Source organism: Agrobacterium sp. a22-2 (assembly GCF_012276985.1).
Classification (GTDB): domain Bacteria; phylum Pseudomonadota; class Alphaproteobacteria; order Rhizobiales; family Rhizobiaceae; genus Allorhizobium.
The window spans coordinates 235,773-251,048 of the sequence record NZ_JAAXMM010000003.1; the positions used below are offsets into that span (position 1 = coordinate 235,773).

Here is a 15,276-nt window from a genome sequence, read left to right on the forward strand (position 1 = left end):
GAGTGGGCCTTTGGGTCATGAATCAGTCTCGTTGCGGCCGAGCAGCAGCGGCAGCAGCACGAGTTCGAGGCCGATCAGCACCAGGCAGGAGATCGAAAAGACGATGGTGCCGATGGCATTGAGCGAGGGGTCGATCGAGGCGACCAGGACGGAGTAGATGGCGACGGGTAGCGTCGGCTGAAAGCCCGAGACGAACCAGGCGATGATGAATTCGTCGAAGGAGAAGGTGAAGGCCAGCAGCCAGGCCCCGAAAATGCCGGGCAGGGCAAACGGCAGGACCACCTTGGTGACCGCCTGCCATTCGGTGGCGCCGAGATCCCAGGCGGCTTCCTCCAGAGCGCTTGGCATCTGCGCCAGCCGCAGCTGGATGATGGCAAGGGCGGGCGCAGTGATCAGCACGACATGGGTGAGGAACACCGAAAACAGCGTGCCCGACAGATGGATGCGCGCCAGCAGGCCGAGAAAGCCAACGCCGAGGATCAGCGGTGGAATGATGATCGGCAGCGTCACAAGGGCCAGAAACGCGGTCTTTCCGCGGAAGGTGAAGCGGTTGAAGGCGTAGGCGGCAAAGAAGGCGATGAGCGTGGCAACGGTCGCTGCCGCCGGCGAGACGATCAGCGTATTGCCCAGCGCATTCAGCAGCGTACCGTCGGTAAAAAGCTTGTCATACCACTGCACCGTCCAGCCCTGCAGCGGGAAGCCCGGAAAGCGGTTCTTCTGGAGGGAGAACAGCACCAACACGACGAGCGGCAGGAACATGAAGGCATAGGCGATGCCGAGCCAGAACCGGCCAAGGATGATCCACGGATTGGCGCGCATCAGCCGATCCTCCTGCGCGCCCGGTCGGCGGCCACGAAGCCGAGCGCCAGGGCGGCCACCATGACGACGATCAGGATCGTCGCCAGCGCCGAGGTGCGCGGCAGGTTGGTCGAGCTGGAATAGTCCGACATGATCATGCTGGCATAGGTCGGCAACTTGCCGATGATCGAGGCGCCGGTGCCGCCGCCCAGCAGATTGCCCGACAGGGCATCGCCCAGGCTGACGATCACCGCGAAACTGCCGGCGGTCAAAAGGCCGAAGCGCGACAGCGGCAGGATGACCCGCGTGAAGGCCTGCCAGCGCGTCGCGCCAAGTTCGCGGGCCGCCTCGATCAGCACCTTGTCGATGGCGAGGATGCTGACATAGAGAATGACGATCAGGATCGGGGCGAGATAGTGGATCAGGCCGATGCGGGTGGCGATCTGGGTATAGATGACGTCGATGCGGTAGTCGGCAAGCCCCACCTGTTTCAGCACTGAATTGATCACCCCGTTGCGTGACAGGATGGTCTGCCAGGAATAAAGCCGCAGCACATAACTCGACCAGAATGGCGCAATGGCCAGAAGCAGCGCCAGCCGCTGCCAGCGGGCCGGCACGGAAAAGGCGATCGCCAAAGCGACCATGTAGGACAGGATGACGGCGAAGATCGCGGTTGTGCTGGCGACCCACAGGGACTGCACCAGCGCCAGGCCATAGCGCGAGCGGGTAAAAAAGCTCGCAAAAATGTCCTGGTAATTGGCCAGCGAAACATCCGGCACGGCCTGGAAGTTTTCGACCCGCCAGAAGCCGATCCACAGCAGGAAGAGGAGCGGCAGCAGGAACAGCAGGGTCAGCCAGATGGCGAGCGGGGCGAGGAACCAGACTTTCAGCGCGCTGTCGTTCGGCGTGCGCAGTCTTTTGCCTGTTGTCGCGGGTATGGCATCGCTCATGGAGCCCCCCGGATCAGCGAGGCATCCGCCGGCGCGAAAAAGGCGCTGGCCGGCGCATTGATTTCGACAGGCAGAACCTGCTGCGAGATGAGCTTGATCTCGGTGCCGTCGATGAGATCCATCAGATAGATATTGTGCGAGCCGGCATATTCGCGGCCGCGGATCGTCGCATCCAGCCGGTTTTCCCCTGAAATGCCGGTGGGCGCGCTCTTCATCTTGTCGGCCTGGACGACGACGAAGACCTGGGTTCCGACGGGTGGCGGATCGTCGGTGTCCACAACCACCTGACCATGGCTGCAATGGACCAGCACCCGGCCGGGTTCGGCCTGCTGGACGCGGCCTGCAAACAGGTTGTTGGTGCCGACGAAGCGTGCCACGAATTCCGTCTTCGGCCGGGCGAACATCTCCTCCGGGCTGTCGATCTGCTCGATCCGCCCCTTGTTCATCACCACCACCCGATCGGCCATCGAGAAGGCTTCGGTCTGGTTATGGGTCACGTAGATGAAGGCCATGCCGAGCTGCTGCTGGATGCGGCGAAGCTCGCCCTGCATGCGGATGCGCAGATGCGCGTCGAGCGCCGACAGCGGTTCGTCGAGCAGCAGGATATCCGGCTCGGTGACCAGGGCACGGGCCAGCGCGACGCGCTGTTTCTGTCCCCCGGACAGCTGGCTGATGCGGCGGCCGAGAAAATCCGAAAGGCCGACCAGTTCGGCCATGGCCTTGACCTTGCCGGAGACGACGGCCTTGTCATGCGCCTTCAGGGTCAACCCGAAGGCGATATTGCCGGCCACGTCGAGATGCGGAAAGAGCGCATAGTTCTGCCAGACCAGCCGGGTCGAGCGCAGGTTGACCGGCACGTCGGAGACGTCCTTGCCGCGGATATGGAGCTGGCCGGAGGAGGCGGTTTCCAGCCCCGCCAGGATGCGCAGCAGCGTGGTCTTGCCGCAGCCCGACGGCCCCATGATGGCGATGAATTCGCTGCGCCCGACCTTCAGGTTGACGGAATCGACGGCCACGAAATCGCTGAAGCGCTTGGTGATCGACAGGAGTTCGAGCTCGGGTACGGCAGGGGTCATCGGCTTTCCTGGTTGTTTCATCCGCGCCCCCCAGGGCAAGGGAGCGCGGGTCTTTGGTGTTGCTGGAGCCTCAGGCGGTCTTGAACTCGTTGAAGATGTCGATCCAGGCCTGTTCCGGCTGGTTGGTCGGCAGGCCGCGCGGCATCGAGCGGTCGATCAGCGTTTCGACCAGCATCTTGCCGGGGTTTTCCGGATCGGGAACATAGGAGAGCAGCTTCTTCTGGTCGTCATCCCAGTAGTCGACGATCTTCATGTTGGGGCCGCGCGCCTTGAAGGCCTTGGTGTAGACCAGCTTCGACTGGACCTTCGGAGAGGTCATGTACTTGACCCATTCCATCGCCAGGTCCTTGTTCTTCGACGCCGAGCAGACGCAGGCGACTTCTTGCCAGCGAATGCCGCCCTGCTTCGGAATGGTCGAGGAGAAATTGTCGTAGCCGGCCAGCTTCAGGTCGATATCGAGGTCGCCGGTGGGCGAGGCGAAGATGTCGCCGGCGAGCATCGCCTGGGCGATCGGCTGGTTCGAGGAGCCGAACATGCCGACCTGCGGCCGCAGCTTGATCAGGAACTCCTTGACCTGGGCAAGCTGAGCGTCGTCGATGACATAGGGCGTCTGGTTGCCGGGATTGATGGCCAGGCTGGCATTGCCGAGATTGGGCAGGTACCAGTCGAAAATGCCGATCTTGCCCGCATATTTCGGATCGAGCAGCGAGTTCCAGTCGGTGGCCTCCTCGGCCGACATCTCGTCGGTATTGTAGGAAATGCCGTAGAACGAAAAACGCGTCGGGATGCCGTAGACCGTGCCGTCTGTCTCGCCCTTGGTCGGGGCGAAGTCGCGGAATTTCGGGTGATAATTGGCCAGTTCGTCGAAGCCTTCGGTCTTGTAGGCCTCGATGGCGCTCTGGGCTTTCAGTTTCTGCACATATTCGGCGTCAGAGATGATGGCGTCGAAGGTGCCGGGCGGCGTCTGCGCAAAGAACTGCAGCATCTGCTCGCCGCCGATATAGATCTTGAACTCCACCTTGGTCTTGTGGAGGTCCTCGAACTCGGCAATGACATCCTTTTCTTCATAGCCCGGCCAGCAGAGCACGCGCAACGGCTCGGCGGCATGCGCGGGCCGTGAGAAGATGGTGAAATTGCCAAAAACCGTGCTTGCCGCGGCGGCGGCTGTCCCGCCGAGCAATGTGCGCCGGCTGACATCGGTCAAACCCGAAGACGGCGTGTTTTCTTCTGCCTGCTTTTCGTTCGTCATAGCGCTCCCCTATTGGCTGACAAGCTGTGCGTGACAAGGGTCGCAATTTTTATGCCAATCTCTAAAGCGCTAATTTCACTGGGATTAATTGAGACACGCCGGAAAAGATCAACCGACAGAAGATTAAAAACTGACCATTTGGTCAGTTTTTAACATGCCGCAAATATCGTCCAGGCAGACGTCTGCCGTCAGGCGTGGGGACGATCCTCGAGTCTGATGCTCATGTCCCACGTTTTGGCGAGTTGAGCGCGCAGCAGGCCGGGGCCGCTGATATCCAGCGCGCCGCACAGGCTGCCGGTGGTGACGATTTCGCCGGCCGCCAGCGTGTCTTGCGGCCGCGAGGTGTCGTTGGCCCAGTCCATCAGCCAGGCCATCACGTCATCGGCGGGGTGGCGCGCATCTGCGGCATGGATGGACGTCCCGTCCAGCCAGACCTCCAGCGGGTTCCCGCCGACGGTTTCCAGCATATCCTTTGGCAGTTCCGGTCCGAGCGCATAGCCGGCATTGCCGAGCCGGTCGGCGAGAAAGAGCAGGAAGGGTCCCTTGCTGCCTTCCGCGATACGGCTGTCGAGGATCTCGATGCCGAGATGGACGCTGCCGATGGCAGCCTTGACCTCGTCGCGGCTATATCCGCCCTGTCTCGGCGGCAGAGCGGCCGCAAGCCGCACCGCAATCTCGACCTCGATACGGGCTCCCTTGCGCCAGGGCAAGGTCGTACCTGCGTCGGCGACGATCGCCAAGGGTAGCAGCCGGCCGATGACGGCAACGCCATCCGGCGAGCGGGCGACTTTGTAGCCCACCGGGCCGGCGGATGCGGGTTCATAGGAGGCTTTCTGAACCGCCATGGCCTCAGTGAGCGTTGTCGGCACGGGCAGGGTCGCGGCGGCAAGGCGGTCACCTGCTGTGGCTAGGGCTTTGGCGAGGTCATGGATTTCGAAGGTTCGGGGCAGTTCAGGGGGCATGGGGTTGAGCATCCGGAAAGAGAGGGCCGTTCGGAACGGATTGGCGGTTTGGTCATCGAACCGTGGACCATAAACTGGCTTTCGGTCGGCGGCAGGTCAATGGGTCGGCCCGGCTCTTTGCGACAATCGAGCGGATGTCTGGAGGAATTTCCCGGCATTGCCGAGCTTGCGGCTGATTGTCCCTGAGGATAAAGGCTGATGCCAGGGCGCGCTTCGTCGGGTGGTGCAAGTCCGCCAATGGGTGAGCCCCGGGTGGCCGCTTGCCGACGCTGAGCCGCCGACGCACTCTGCGTCGACTTCAAGGAGGATGAGCCCCGATGACATTTCCGTTGTTCGATCTGAGCGGCAAACGCGCTCTGGTGACCGGCTCGAGCCAGGGGATTGGCTTTGCCATAGCGGCGGGGCTTGCGGCGCACGGTGCCGAGGTGGTGTTGAACGGCCGGGACGAAGGCAAGATCGAGGCCGCCGCCGCCCGGCTGGCGTCTGCCGGCCATAAAGTGCACACCGCCCTGTTCGATGTCACGGACGCTGCGGCCGTCAAGGACGGCGTGGCCGCGATCGAAAGGGATATCGGCCCGATCGACATCCTGATCAACAATGCCGGTATGCAGTTCCGTTCGCCGCTCGAAGACTTTCCCATCGACAAATGGGAGCTGTTGCTCAAGACCAATATTTCGAGCGTTTTCTACGTCGGCCAGGCGGTTGCCGTGCACATGATCGCGCGGGGCAAAGGCAAGATTGTCAACATCGCCTCCGTGCAAAGTGAACTGGCCCGACCGGGCATCGCGCCCTACACGGCGACCAAAGGTGCGGTCAAGAATCTGACGCGCGGCATGTGTGCCGATTGGGCGAAACATGGTTTGCAGGTCAACGCCATCGCGCCGGGCTATTTCAAGACGCCGCTCAACCAGGCCCTGGTCGACAATCCGGAATTTTCGTCCTGGCTGGAAAAGCGGACGCCGGCGGCGCGCTGGGGTAATGTCGACGAGTTGATCGGCGCGGCTGTCTTCCTGTCGGGCAATGCCTCGTCCTTTGTGAACGGGCACACGCTTTATGTCGACGGCGGGATTACAATATCGCTGTGATGAGTGACGGCGGCCGACCTGCTGCCATCGACTGACAACGGCGCGGGCTTTCCCCGCGCCGTATCCATGTCAAAGGTCGAGTTCCCTGCGCAGCGTTTCGAGCCGCTCCATGGCGATGACGCCGTCGCGGATGGACGGGGCCGGGGTGTCGGCGCCGCCAAGTGCGGGGATCACGTCGGAGAGCAGCGAGAAATAGCCCTTCGGGTCTTCGTTGGCCGCGGCGGTGAAATTCGGCTTCCAGGTCAGGCTGTCGACGTCGTCCGTGAGCGTGGCCTGGGGATCATCGACCTTGAAGGGCGGATTGCGGTTCCATCTGACGTCGATGACATTGTCGACCTCGATGCGCTGGTGGTCGCCCATCAGTTCGATGCGCTCCACCGGAGCGCCGCGCGACTGGATCGTGCCCATGGCAATGGTGCCGATGGCGCCGCAGTCGAAATCGAGACTGATGTGGAAGAGCACCTTGCCCGGCTCCTTTTCCACCTTGCGGGCGGTCAGTTTTTTGACCGGCGAGACCAGGAAGGAGACCAGGTCCATGTAGTGCACGCAGTGGTGCAGGAAGAAGCCGGTATAATCGACATTGCCGACGAAATAGCCGGGCGCCGTCATGTAATAGCCGGTGAGGCCCAGGACCGGACCGAAGCGACCGGAATGGACGATATTGGCGGCGATCTTGTTGCCCGCCGAGTAGCGCTTCATGAAACCGAGCAGCAGCGGCTTCTTGGCCTTTTCCGAGGCCGCCAGCAGTTCGCGTGCGCCGGCGGCAGTGCCCGACGGCGGCTTCTCCATGAACACCGGCAGGCCGCGCGCCAGCGCTGCCTTGCCGAAGGCCAGATGCTGGTCCGGTCCAACGGCCATGCCGATGGCATCGAGGCCGGGCGTGGCGATCAGCTCGGCCGCGTCGCTGGTCAGGGTCGAGACGCCGAACTGGCGGCCGGCGGCGGAAAGCCGCTTGCCGTCGATATCGCAAAGCGCCTTGATCTCGACATCGTGGCGCACGAGTTGGGGCAAAAGCATCTGGGTTGCGTGGATGCCGCAACCGATCCAGCCGATCTTGAGTGTCATCTGCGATATTCCGTCAAAAGGAGGTGGGACTTGATGAAGCTGGCGCTGGCGGACAGCCTTTCGCTTTCGTCTTCATGGGGCGGGCGCCACTGGGCGAAGGGCACGCCGAAGCGGTCGTCGTTGCGGCGGAAGGGTTCGAGCGAAACGGGGCCCTTGTAGCCGATGGTGTGCAGGGCCCGGCAGACCGAGACCCAGTCGGTGGACCCGGTACCGGGAAAGCCGCGATGGTTCTCGTTGGCCTGGAAATGCGCGACGCGCGGACCGGCCAGCAGGATCGCCTCGGCAATCGAGGCCTCTTCCATATGCATGTGGAAGGTGTCGAGCATCATCTGCACGGCCGGATGATCGACCGCATCCAGCAGTTCCATGGCCTGCTGGGTGGTGCAGAGCACATCGCTTTCGAAGCGGTTGAGCGGCTCGACCGCAAGCGTGATGCCGATCTTGGCGGCATGATCGCCCGCCTCGCGCAGGCCGGCCACGCAGCGGGCCTTGCGGGCCAGCCGTTCGTCCTCGGCGACCGGCTGTGGCGGCCGGCCGGCAAAGACCAGCGGATTGCCGGTCAGCGGTCCGCCGACGATCGTGGCGCCAAGGGCCAAGGCGCAGTCGGCGGTGTATTTGAGATAGTCGATGCCGGCGCGATGGGCAGCCGGATCGTCGGACGACAGGTTGCGCTGCAGGTTGACGCGGGCCGCCAGCACGACGCCGAGGCCGGCGCGTTCGAGCGCTGCCCGGGTCTTGTCGAGGTCAAGCTCGCCCGGCTCCGGCACCAGCAGTTCGATGAAATCATAGCCGAGCTCGCGCATGCGCGAGAACAGCGGGAAATGCTCGGCCGTGAAGGGCCTGGCATATTGCATGGAAATCAACCCGACGGGGTTCATGGTCAATCCTCTTTCTTAAAAAACTCAGCCTTTGACGGCGCCTTGGGTGAGGCCGCCGATCAGGCGACGCTGGACAATCAGGAAAAGCAGGGTGGCGGGCATGGCGCCGACCACCGCGCCGGCGGCAAGCAGGCCCCATTCGATCTGGTATTCGCCGATCAGCGTCTGGATCGCCACGGTGACCGGACGGACGTTTCGCCCGCCCAGCGTCAGCGCGTAGAGATATTCGTTCCAGGCGGTGATGAAGATGTAGATGCCGGTGGAGATGATGCCCGGCATGGTCAGCGGCAGCACGACGCGGCGAAGCGCCGTCAGCCGCGAGCAACCGTCGATCATCGCGGCCTCGTCGAGGCTTTTCGGGATGGCGCCGATATAGCTGGTCAGCATCCAGACGGCGAAGGGAATGGCGACGGTGGCATTGGCCAGGATCAGGCCGAAATGCGTATCGAGAATGCCGGCTTTGCGCATCAGGATGAACAAAGGCAGGATCAGCAGCACAATCGGGAACATGTTGATCAGCAGGAACTGCAGCATGATCAGCTTGCGCCCGGCAAAGCGGAAGCGCGAGAAGGCATAGGCCGCGGTGACCGAGACGGCGAGGCCGAGCACGACTGTTCCGCCTGCGATGATCAGGCTGTCGAGCATATTGTCGAGAAAGCTGGTTTGCTGCAGCAGGCGGACATAATTGTCGAGGCTCCAGCCGGCCGGCGACACCGAGACGCCGGTGGCGTTGAGCGTCGCCGTCGGGGTCAGCGATGTCAGGATCATCCATGCGAATGGTCCCATGGCGAACAGCACGATCAGGAAAACGGGCAGATCCGTGGTCAGGATGCGACGCAGGGTGCTGGGCTTGTTCATCTCTCGACCTCCTTCATGGTGCGCATCAGATAGATCGCGACGATGGCGCCGAGACAGATCGTGAAGGTGACGGCGATCGCCGTGCCATAGCCGAAATCGAGGTTCTGGCGGGCCCGCACAAAGGCGTAGAGCGGCAGGGTATGGGTCGCATAACCCGGGCCGCCGCCGGTCATGACGAAGATCACGTCCATCGAATTGGCGACCCAGATGACGCGCAGCAGTCCGGCTGTCGCCAGCACCGGCGCGATGCCGGGCAGGGTGATGTGCAGGAACTGCCGCCAGGGGCTCGCGCCATCAATCGAGGCTGCCTCGTACTGGCTCCTGGGAATGCCCTGCAGGCCGGCGAGGATCATCACCGCGAAGAACGGAAACCCTTGCCAGGTCAGCGTCGCGATGATGGCGTAGAGCGCCAGATCGGGATCGGCGAGCCATGGCACGGCAGACTTGATCACCGAGAGATAGAGCAGGATGTCGTTCAGCACGCCGGTGTTCGGATCATAGATCCAGCGCCACATCAGCGCGATGACGACGGAAGGCAGCGCCCAGGGGATGATGATCAGCGCGCGGGCAAGGCCCCGCCAGGGGAATTCGCGGTTCAGCAGCAGGGCGGTCAACAGACCCAGGCCCATCTGCAGCGGAACCGTCAGCCCGATCCAGATCGCCGTATTGCGCAACGCGGTCCAGAATACTGGGTCGTTGAAGAGCTTCACATAATTTCCGAAGCCGACGAAACGGCTGGCATTCGGCTTCCACAGGATCAGGTCGTAGAAGCTGGTATAGACCGCCTGCACCATCGGAAAGAACACGATGAAGATCGTCACCAGAAGCGCCGGCGCCAGAAGGGCATAGGGCATCATCCGGGTCGATAGCGCTGGCGCGATGACGACGGAGGGCTGATTGGATGGTACGACGGTCGACATGAACTTGATCCTTGCCTTTCGGCTTGTCCGGGAAACCGTCCGGCTAGGGCCGGGCGGGTTATGGGCGTGGGGCGGCCAGGGGCAGCACTCCGCCAAGGGCAGGCCCCTGGCCGCCACCGTGCTCCAGCCATCCGGCAATCGCCGCTCCAACGGAGCATGGAGCCGGCAGCCAGACAGCGGAGCGACGACGGTTACTGGGTGAACAGCGCCTCCAACTGCTCCATCATCTGCTTGGAGGTGATCTGGCCGGTCAGGGCCTGCTGCATGGCGGTCTGCCAGGCGGTATTGACGAATTCCGACGTCGCGGTGTTCTGCGGCAGCACCTTGGCAAAGGGCAGCGAATTGACCGTGGCATCGACGAAGCGCCGCTCGTGCAGCGTCCAGTTGGCCGCGCCGCTCTGGGTCACGGTCATCTGGCCGGTGGCCTTGTTGAAGGCGACATTGTTTTCGCCTTCGGCCAGGAACGAGATCCACTTCCAGGCGGCGTCCTTGACCTCTGACGAGGCGAAGATGCCGAGCGATTCATCGCCATAGGAGGTCCAGCGATTGCCGCCGCATTCGGGTACAGGTACGGCGGAGACCTTGTCGCCCAGCGCCTTGACCATGTCGTTGGACGAGCCGATGTGATGGATGGTCATGGCGGTCTTGCCGCTCTTGAAGGCGCCGGTGATTTCCTGGAACCCATCGTTCGGAGCGGATGGCGGAATGACCTTGTCCTTCTGGAACAGGTCGATCAGCCATTGGTTGGCAGCAACCGCCTTGTCGTTGGTCAGGCCGCCGGGTTTCAGTTCGGCACCCTGCGACATCACGAAGGCGCCCCACTGGTCCCAGCCGCCCTTGCCGCCGCGCAGGCCGAAGCCGTAGGTATCCGGCGCTTTGGTCAGCTTGATGGCCGCGTCGCGGAATTCTTCGCAGGTCGTCGGGGGCTTGAGGCCCGCCTGCTCGAACAGGTCGGCGCGGTAATAGAGATAGAGCACGACATACTGGATCGGCAGGTAATATTGCTGGCCGTCCGGCCCCTTGTTCAGCTCTAGCAGGTTGTCGAGCAGATCGGCCTTGCCGGCCCAGGCGTCGATGCGATCGCCGATCGGCTCCAGCGCCTGCATTTCGGCAAGGCGCGGCAGGGCGAAGAGTTTCACCATGGCCGCGTCCGGCGCATTGCCGCCGACCAGGGCCGTGTAGAGATTGTCGTAATAGCTGTTCCACGGAACGTTTTCGGCTTCGATCTCGATGCCGGGATTGGCCGCCTCGAATTTGGCGACGAGGTCGTTCATCGGGTTTTCGGGATTGTCGAAATGGTACCAGAACCGCACCGTTTCGGCTTGGGCCGCGCCGCTGGCGAGCAGTGCCGAAAGGGCAACCCCCATGGTCAGTGTCTTCAAGAGTGTCATGTTTTCCTCCTCCTCAAATAAAGCCGGCTACGACAGGGCAGCCATCCTTCTTGCCTCCACGCCTGCAAAACGGAGCGCCTCCCGCGCCGCCCTGAGGTCGATGGTATTCTGTAGAAAGCCGTGGGTGACGCCCGAAACGACGGTCACCGCCTCGGTCCGGCCGATGGATTTCAGCCGGGCCTGCAGCGACAGGGTGTCGGACAGCAACGGATCGACGCCGGCCGCCATCAAGTGCAAAGGCGGCAGGCGCGAAAGCGCCGCGTCGCTGGCCTGCAAAGGACAGGCGAGCGGGTCGGCCGCAACCGGCCGATCGCCCACATACATCGTCCAGTAGCGCTGCATCTTGGCCCTGGTCAGGCCGGGGCCTTCGGCGAACTGCCGATAGGACGGCGTCTCAAAATCGCGATCGTAGGTTCCATAGAACAGCAGGGCGCCGGCCGGAGCGGGCGCACCTTGCGACTGCTCATGCAGGATGGCGGACAGCGCCAGGTTGGCACCGGCGGAATCGCCGGCCACCAGCACCGGGCCGGCGGCAAGACCGCAGCGCTCGGCAATGGTGCCGACATGGCGAAGCGCGGCGATGATGTCGTTCAGGCCGGCCGGGTAGGGGTGTTCCGGCGCGAGCCGATAATCCGGCACGACGACCGCCATGCCGGCCTCCACGGCCAGCACGCGGGCGCAACGCTCATGGGTTTCCGGGCTGCAGAAGGCAAAGCCGCCGCCATGGATGAACAGGATCAGGCCCGCGCCGGCATTGTCCGGCACGAAGACGCGCAGGCGACAGCGGGCCGAACCGAGCGTCTCGTCGGCATCCAGCCAGAGGGTCAGCACCTCAGCCATATCGGGCAGGTCGACGTTCCAGCGGGCATTTGCCTCCTCGCACTGGGCGCGGCCCTCGGCCGGCGGCAGCAAGGTCGGATCGGGCTGGGGTACACCCTCGGCGGCGATGCGCGCCATCAGCGCCGCCATCTCGTCGGACAAAAGGGACGGTTCGGGGATACTCATCGTCATTGGCTGGCATCCGGGAAGACGCTCGGGCCGAGATCGACGATCGTTGCGATATGATGATGCAGCGCCTGGTTGGCGCGGGCGGTATCGCCGCTCTCGATCGCCTCGATCACCGAGCCGTGGCGTTGCGCCGTTGCCAGAAGATCGCGGGGCGCGGTGCTGCGGGAAATCTTGAAACGATGATTGTGCACCAGGCAGCGATGCAGGATCGGATCGAGCGCCGGCAGGTCGGCGTCCTGAAAGATGCGGCGGTGGAAGTCGCGGTCGAAGGAGGCCAGTTCCAGCTCATCCTCGGCCTTGGCCGCCTCGATCATCTCGCCATAGAGCGCCTTCAGATCCGGAATGAGCGACCGGCTCGGGGCGCGCAGCACGCGCACGATGCCATTGCATTCGATCTGCTGGCGAACGCGGAACATCTCGACGGCTTCGGCTTCGGTGCATTCCGAAACCTGCGTACCGCGATGGCCCTTGCGCAGGACAAGACCTTCTTCCTGCAACTGCAGCAGCGCCTCGCGCACGGTGCCCTGGCTGCAGCCGAAATGCGCGGCCAGATCCAGTTCCGTCAAGGCGGCGCCGGCCGGCAGCAGGCCCAGCATGATATCGCGCTTCAGCTGGTTGAAGGCTGTGGCGGATTTCGCCGATTTGGCCGGGCTGCTGGGTCTTGCGGAAAAATAGGACATCAACTTGCCTATGGTGTTGCGCGTCGCTGCTAATATCATTATTGATAATGATATCGATAATAGACGTCAAGGCCCGAATTGGCCTTCTGGGAGGAGAAACAGTGAGCGCAATTTCGTTGAAACGGATCCGCAAATCCTATGGAGCCCTGCAGGTCATTCACGATGTGGACATCGATATCGCCAGCGGCGAGTTCCTGGTCCTGGTCGGCCCGTCCGGCTGCGGAAAATCGACGCTGCTCAGGATGATCGCCGGCCTGGAGGAGATTTCCGGCGGGATTCTCGAGATCGGCGACAAGGTGGTCAATGCCCTGCCGCCGTCGGAACGCGACATTGCCATGGTGTTCCAGGACTATGCGCTCTACCCGCACATGACGGTGCGCGACAACATGGCTTTCGGCCTGAAGATGCGCGGCGAGAGCGAGGAGACGATCACAAAGCGCGTCGACCGCGCCTCCGATATCCTGAAGATCGGCCCGTTTCTCGACCGTCGCCCGGCGCAGCTCTCCGGCGGCCAGCGCCAGCGTGTCGCCATGGGCCGGGCGATCGTGCGCGAGCCGGCCGCCTTCCTGTTCGACGAGCCGCTGTCCAACCTGGATGCCGCATTGCGCATCGAGATGCGCCTGGAGATCGCCAAGCTTCACAACCGGATGAAGGCGACCACCGTCTATGTCACCCATGACCAGGTCGAAGCCATGACCCTTGCCGACCGGATCGTCGTCATGAATGCTGGCGTGGTCGAGCAGATCGGCAAGCCGCTGGACCTCTATCACCGGCCCGCAAGCCTGTTCGTGGCGCGCTTCATCGGCAGCCCCACGATGAATACGATCGAGGCTTCACTGTCGGATGGCACCCTTACCGTTCTCGGCCGCTCCGTTGCCTTGCCCGGATCGGTCGTGCCGGGGACCGGCGCCAAAGCCATCACACTCGGTCTCCGGCCGGAAGATATCGTCCGGTGTTCGGCGGATGAGGCATGGTTTTCCGGCGAAGTCGCTGTCGCGGAACGGTTGGGCAGCCAGACCTATTGTTACGTGGAGATCGGCCATACGCGCATGCTGACGGTGGAACTGCCGCGCGATGCGGAGATCCGGGTGGGCGAACAGATGCACCTGCGCGGCGTGCCCGACGCAATCCACCTCTTCGACCCCAAGACCGGCACGCGTCTCAACTAGAGGCGCGGCCTTTCTGTGCGTTTGGCGCGCAGCGTCTGCCTGCTCTGACCCCGGGCGCAGCCGCGCCTCGGGACCGTTGCAGGCGGCCGCTTCACCGCGCCGCCCGCGCCAGCCCGTGCTCCACCAACCGGTCGATGATGTCGGGATAGCTGACGCCGCTGGCGGCCATCGCCTTGGAATACATGCTGATATCGGTAAAGCCTGGGATCGTGTTGATCTCGTTGACGAGGAATGTCATGTCCTCGGTCAGAAAGAAATCGACGCGCGCCATGCCATCGCAGCCAAGAGCCCTGAAAGCCCGAGCGGCCATGTCGCGCATCTCGGCCTCGACGTTCGGCGGCAGGTCTGCCGGAACTTTTAGCGCCGCACCGTCCTCGTCGATATATTTGGCATCATAGCTGTAGAAGCCGTGGCTTTCGGCCGGAATGATCTCGCCGGGGCGAGAGACGAACAGTCCTCCAGCCGTATCTTCCAGCACGCTGAATTCGATCTCGCGGCCCGCGATGAATTCCTCGGCAAGCAGGATGCGGTCATATTTGAAGCCCTCAGCCAGCGCCGGCAGAAACTCCTGGCTTCCGGACACCTTTCTGACCCCGACCGAAGACCCTTGCCGGGCTGGCTTGATGAAGACGGGAAGTCCGAGTTCGCTCTCCAGCACAGACAGATCAGGCGTCGCATCCTCACTGATCGTCACCGACCGGGCGACCGGAATGCCAGCCACTCGGAGCAGCCGCTTGGCGATAACCTTGTCGAGCGCTGTGGCCGAGCCGAGGATGCCGCAGCCGACGAGCGGCACGCGGGCTACTTCGGCAAGCCCCTGGACCGCGCCGTCCTCGCCGTGCAGGCCATGCAGGACCGGAAACAGGATGTCGATCTTCGGCAGGTCATAGGCCGGCCCATTTGCCGGAATGGCGATCATCCGTCCGTGTCCGCCCGGAACAAGGCACACCTGCGTCCCGCTGGACGGTTTCGACAAAACGCCGTTGTCGAACGAACTTAACAGCCAGACGCCCTCGCGGGTGATGAAGACAGGCACCGGCTCGTAGCGATCGGGCGCCAGCGCCTGCATCACATTGGTTGCCGAAAGCACCGACACGTCATGTTCGGCGGACCGCCCGCCAAACAGCACGGCGATTCGCAGCGTCTCGGGGCCTGAGGCGTGGGGCATAAAATTGTTCTCCGCAATG

15 protein-coding genes are annotated in these 15,276 nt (G+C 63.2%); 2 read left to right on the forward strand and 13 right to left on the reverse strand.

Going from position 1 to position 15,276, the window contains the following annotated elements; genetic code table 11:
• Positions 1-15: 15 nt before the first annotated feature.
• From HFC70_RS06575 to HFC70_RS06595, 5 genes are all read right to left on the reverse strand, one after another.
• A complete protein-coding gene (locus tag HFC70_RS06575; RefSeq protein ID WP_168472419.1) occupies positions 16-819 on the reverse strand; it encodes an ABC transporter permease in 804 nt (267 codons plus the stop codon).
• Entirely contained in the window at positions 819-1,748 is a 930-nt protein-coding gene (locus HFC70_RS06580) for an ABC transporter permease (RefSeq protein WP_168472420.1), read from the reverse strand. Before HFC70_RS06580 ends, HFC70_RS06575 begins: the two co-directional genes overlap by 1 nt.
• Positions 1,745-2,824 (reverse strand): ABC transporter ATP-binding protein, encoded by a 1,080-nt coding sequence (locus tag HFC70_RS06585; protein WP_168472421.1) that lies wholly within the window; start codon positions 2,822-2,824, stop codon positions 1,745-1,747. Before HFC70_RS06585 ends, HFC70_RS06580 begins: the two co-directional genes overlap by 4 nt.
• A 70-nt stretch (positions 2,825-2,894) precedes the next feature.
• Positions 2,895-4,073, reverse strand: a complete 1,179-nt coding sequence (locus HFC70_RS06590) for a PotD/PotF family extracellular solute-binding protein (RefSeq protein WP_168472422.1) — start codon at positions 4,071-4,073, stop codon at positions 2,895-2,897.
• 188 nt (positions 4,074-4,261) lie between these two features.
• Positions 4,262-5,035 carry a fumarylacetoacetate hydrolase family protein gene (locus HFC70_RS06595; RefSeq protein ID WP_168472423.1) on the reverse strand — a complete coding sequence of 258 codons (774 nt, stop codon included), beginning with the start codon at positions 5,033-5,035 and terminating at the stop codon, positions 4,262-4,264.
• Positions 5,036-5,352: 317 nt separating this feature from the next.
• On the opposite strand from HFC70_RS06595, the gene HFC70_RS06600 reads away from it, so the two are divergent.
• Positions 5,353-6,120, forward strand: coding sequence for an SDR family oxidoreductase (locus HFC70_RS06600; RefSeq protein WP_168472424.1), 768 nt, complete (start codon positions 5,353-5,355; stop codon positions 6,118-6,120).
• A gap of 69 nt (positions 6,121-6,189) precedes the next feature.
• Here HFC70_RS06600 and HFC70_RS06605 read toward each other — a convergent pair whose 3' ends face one another.
• The 7 genes from HFC70_RS06605 to HFC70_RS06635 all read right to left on the reverse strand — a co-directional run bounded on the left by HFC70_RS06605 (position 6,190) and on the right by HFC70_RS06635 (position 12,920).
• Positions 6,190-7,185, reverse strand: a complete 996-nt coding sequence (locus HFC70_RS06605; protein ID WP_168472425.1) for a Gfo/Idh/MocA family protein — start codon at positions 7,183-7,185, stop codon at positions 6,190-6,192.
• Entirely contained in the window at positions 7,182-8,063 is an 882-nt protein-coding gene (locus HFC70_RS06610; RefSeq protein WP_168472426.1) for a sugar phosphate isomerase/epimerase, read from the reverse strand. Before HFC70_RS06610 ends, HFC70_RS06605 begins: the two co-directional genes overlap by 4 nt.
• Positions 8,064-8,087: 24 nt before the next feature.
• Complete coding sequence (locus HFC70_RS06615; protein WP_168472427.1) at positions 8,088-8,921, reverse strand: carbohydrate ABC transporter permease; 834 nt, start codon at positions 8,919-8,921, stop codon at positions 8,088-8,090.
• Positions 8,918-9,841, reverse strand: a complete 924-nt coding sequence (locus HFC70_RS06620; protein ID WP_168472428.1) for a carbohydrate ABC transporter permease — start codon at positions 9,839-9,841, stop codon at positions 8,918-8,920. Before HFC70_RS06620 ends, HFC70_RS06615 begins: the two co-directional genes overlap by 4 nt.
• Positions 9,842-10,032: 191 nt before the next feature.
• A complete protein-coding gene (locus HFC70_RS06625) occupies positions 10,033-11,232 on the reverse strand; it encodes a sugar ABC transporter substrate-binding protein (protein ID WP_168472429.1) in 1,200 nt (399 codons plus the stop codon).
• A 27-nt stretch (positions 11,233-11,259) separates the two neighbouring features.
• Positions 11,260-12,243, reverse strand: coding sequence for an alpha/beta hydrolase (locus tag HFC70_RS06630; protein WP_246735668.1), 984 nt, complete (start codon positions 12,241-12,243; stop codon positions 11,260-11,262).
• The gene (locus tag HFC70_RS06635; RefSeq protein ID WP_168472430.1) at positions 12,240-12,920 is read right to left on the reverse strand and encodes a GntR family transcriptional regulator; all 681 of its coding nucleotides are present in this window, start codon (positions 12,918-12,920) and stop codon (positions 12,240-12,242) included. The genes HFC70_RS06630 and HFC70_RS06635 overlap by 4 nt, the downstream gene beginning before the upstream one ends.
• A 101-nt stretch (positions 12,921-13,021) precedes the next feature.
• Between HFC70_RS06635 and HFC70_RS06640 the strand changes: the two genes are divergently transcribed.
• Positions 13,022-14,089, forward strand: coding sequence for an ABC transporter ATP-binding protein (locus HFC70_RS06640; protein WP_368669560.1), 1,068 nt, complete (start codon positions 13,022-13,024; stop codon positions 14,087-14,089).
• Positions 14,090-14,180: 91 nt separating this feature from the next.
• Here HFC70_RS06640 and HFC70_RS06645 read toward each other — a convergent pair whose 3' ends face one another.
• Complete coding sequence (locus HFC70_RS06645; protein ID WP_168472432.1) at positions 14,181-15,257, reverse strand: D-alanine--D-alanine ligase family protein; 1,077 nt, start codon at positions 15,255-15,257, stop codon at positions 14,181-14,183.
• Positions 15,258-15,276: the final 19 nt, after the last annotated feature.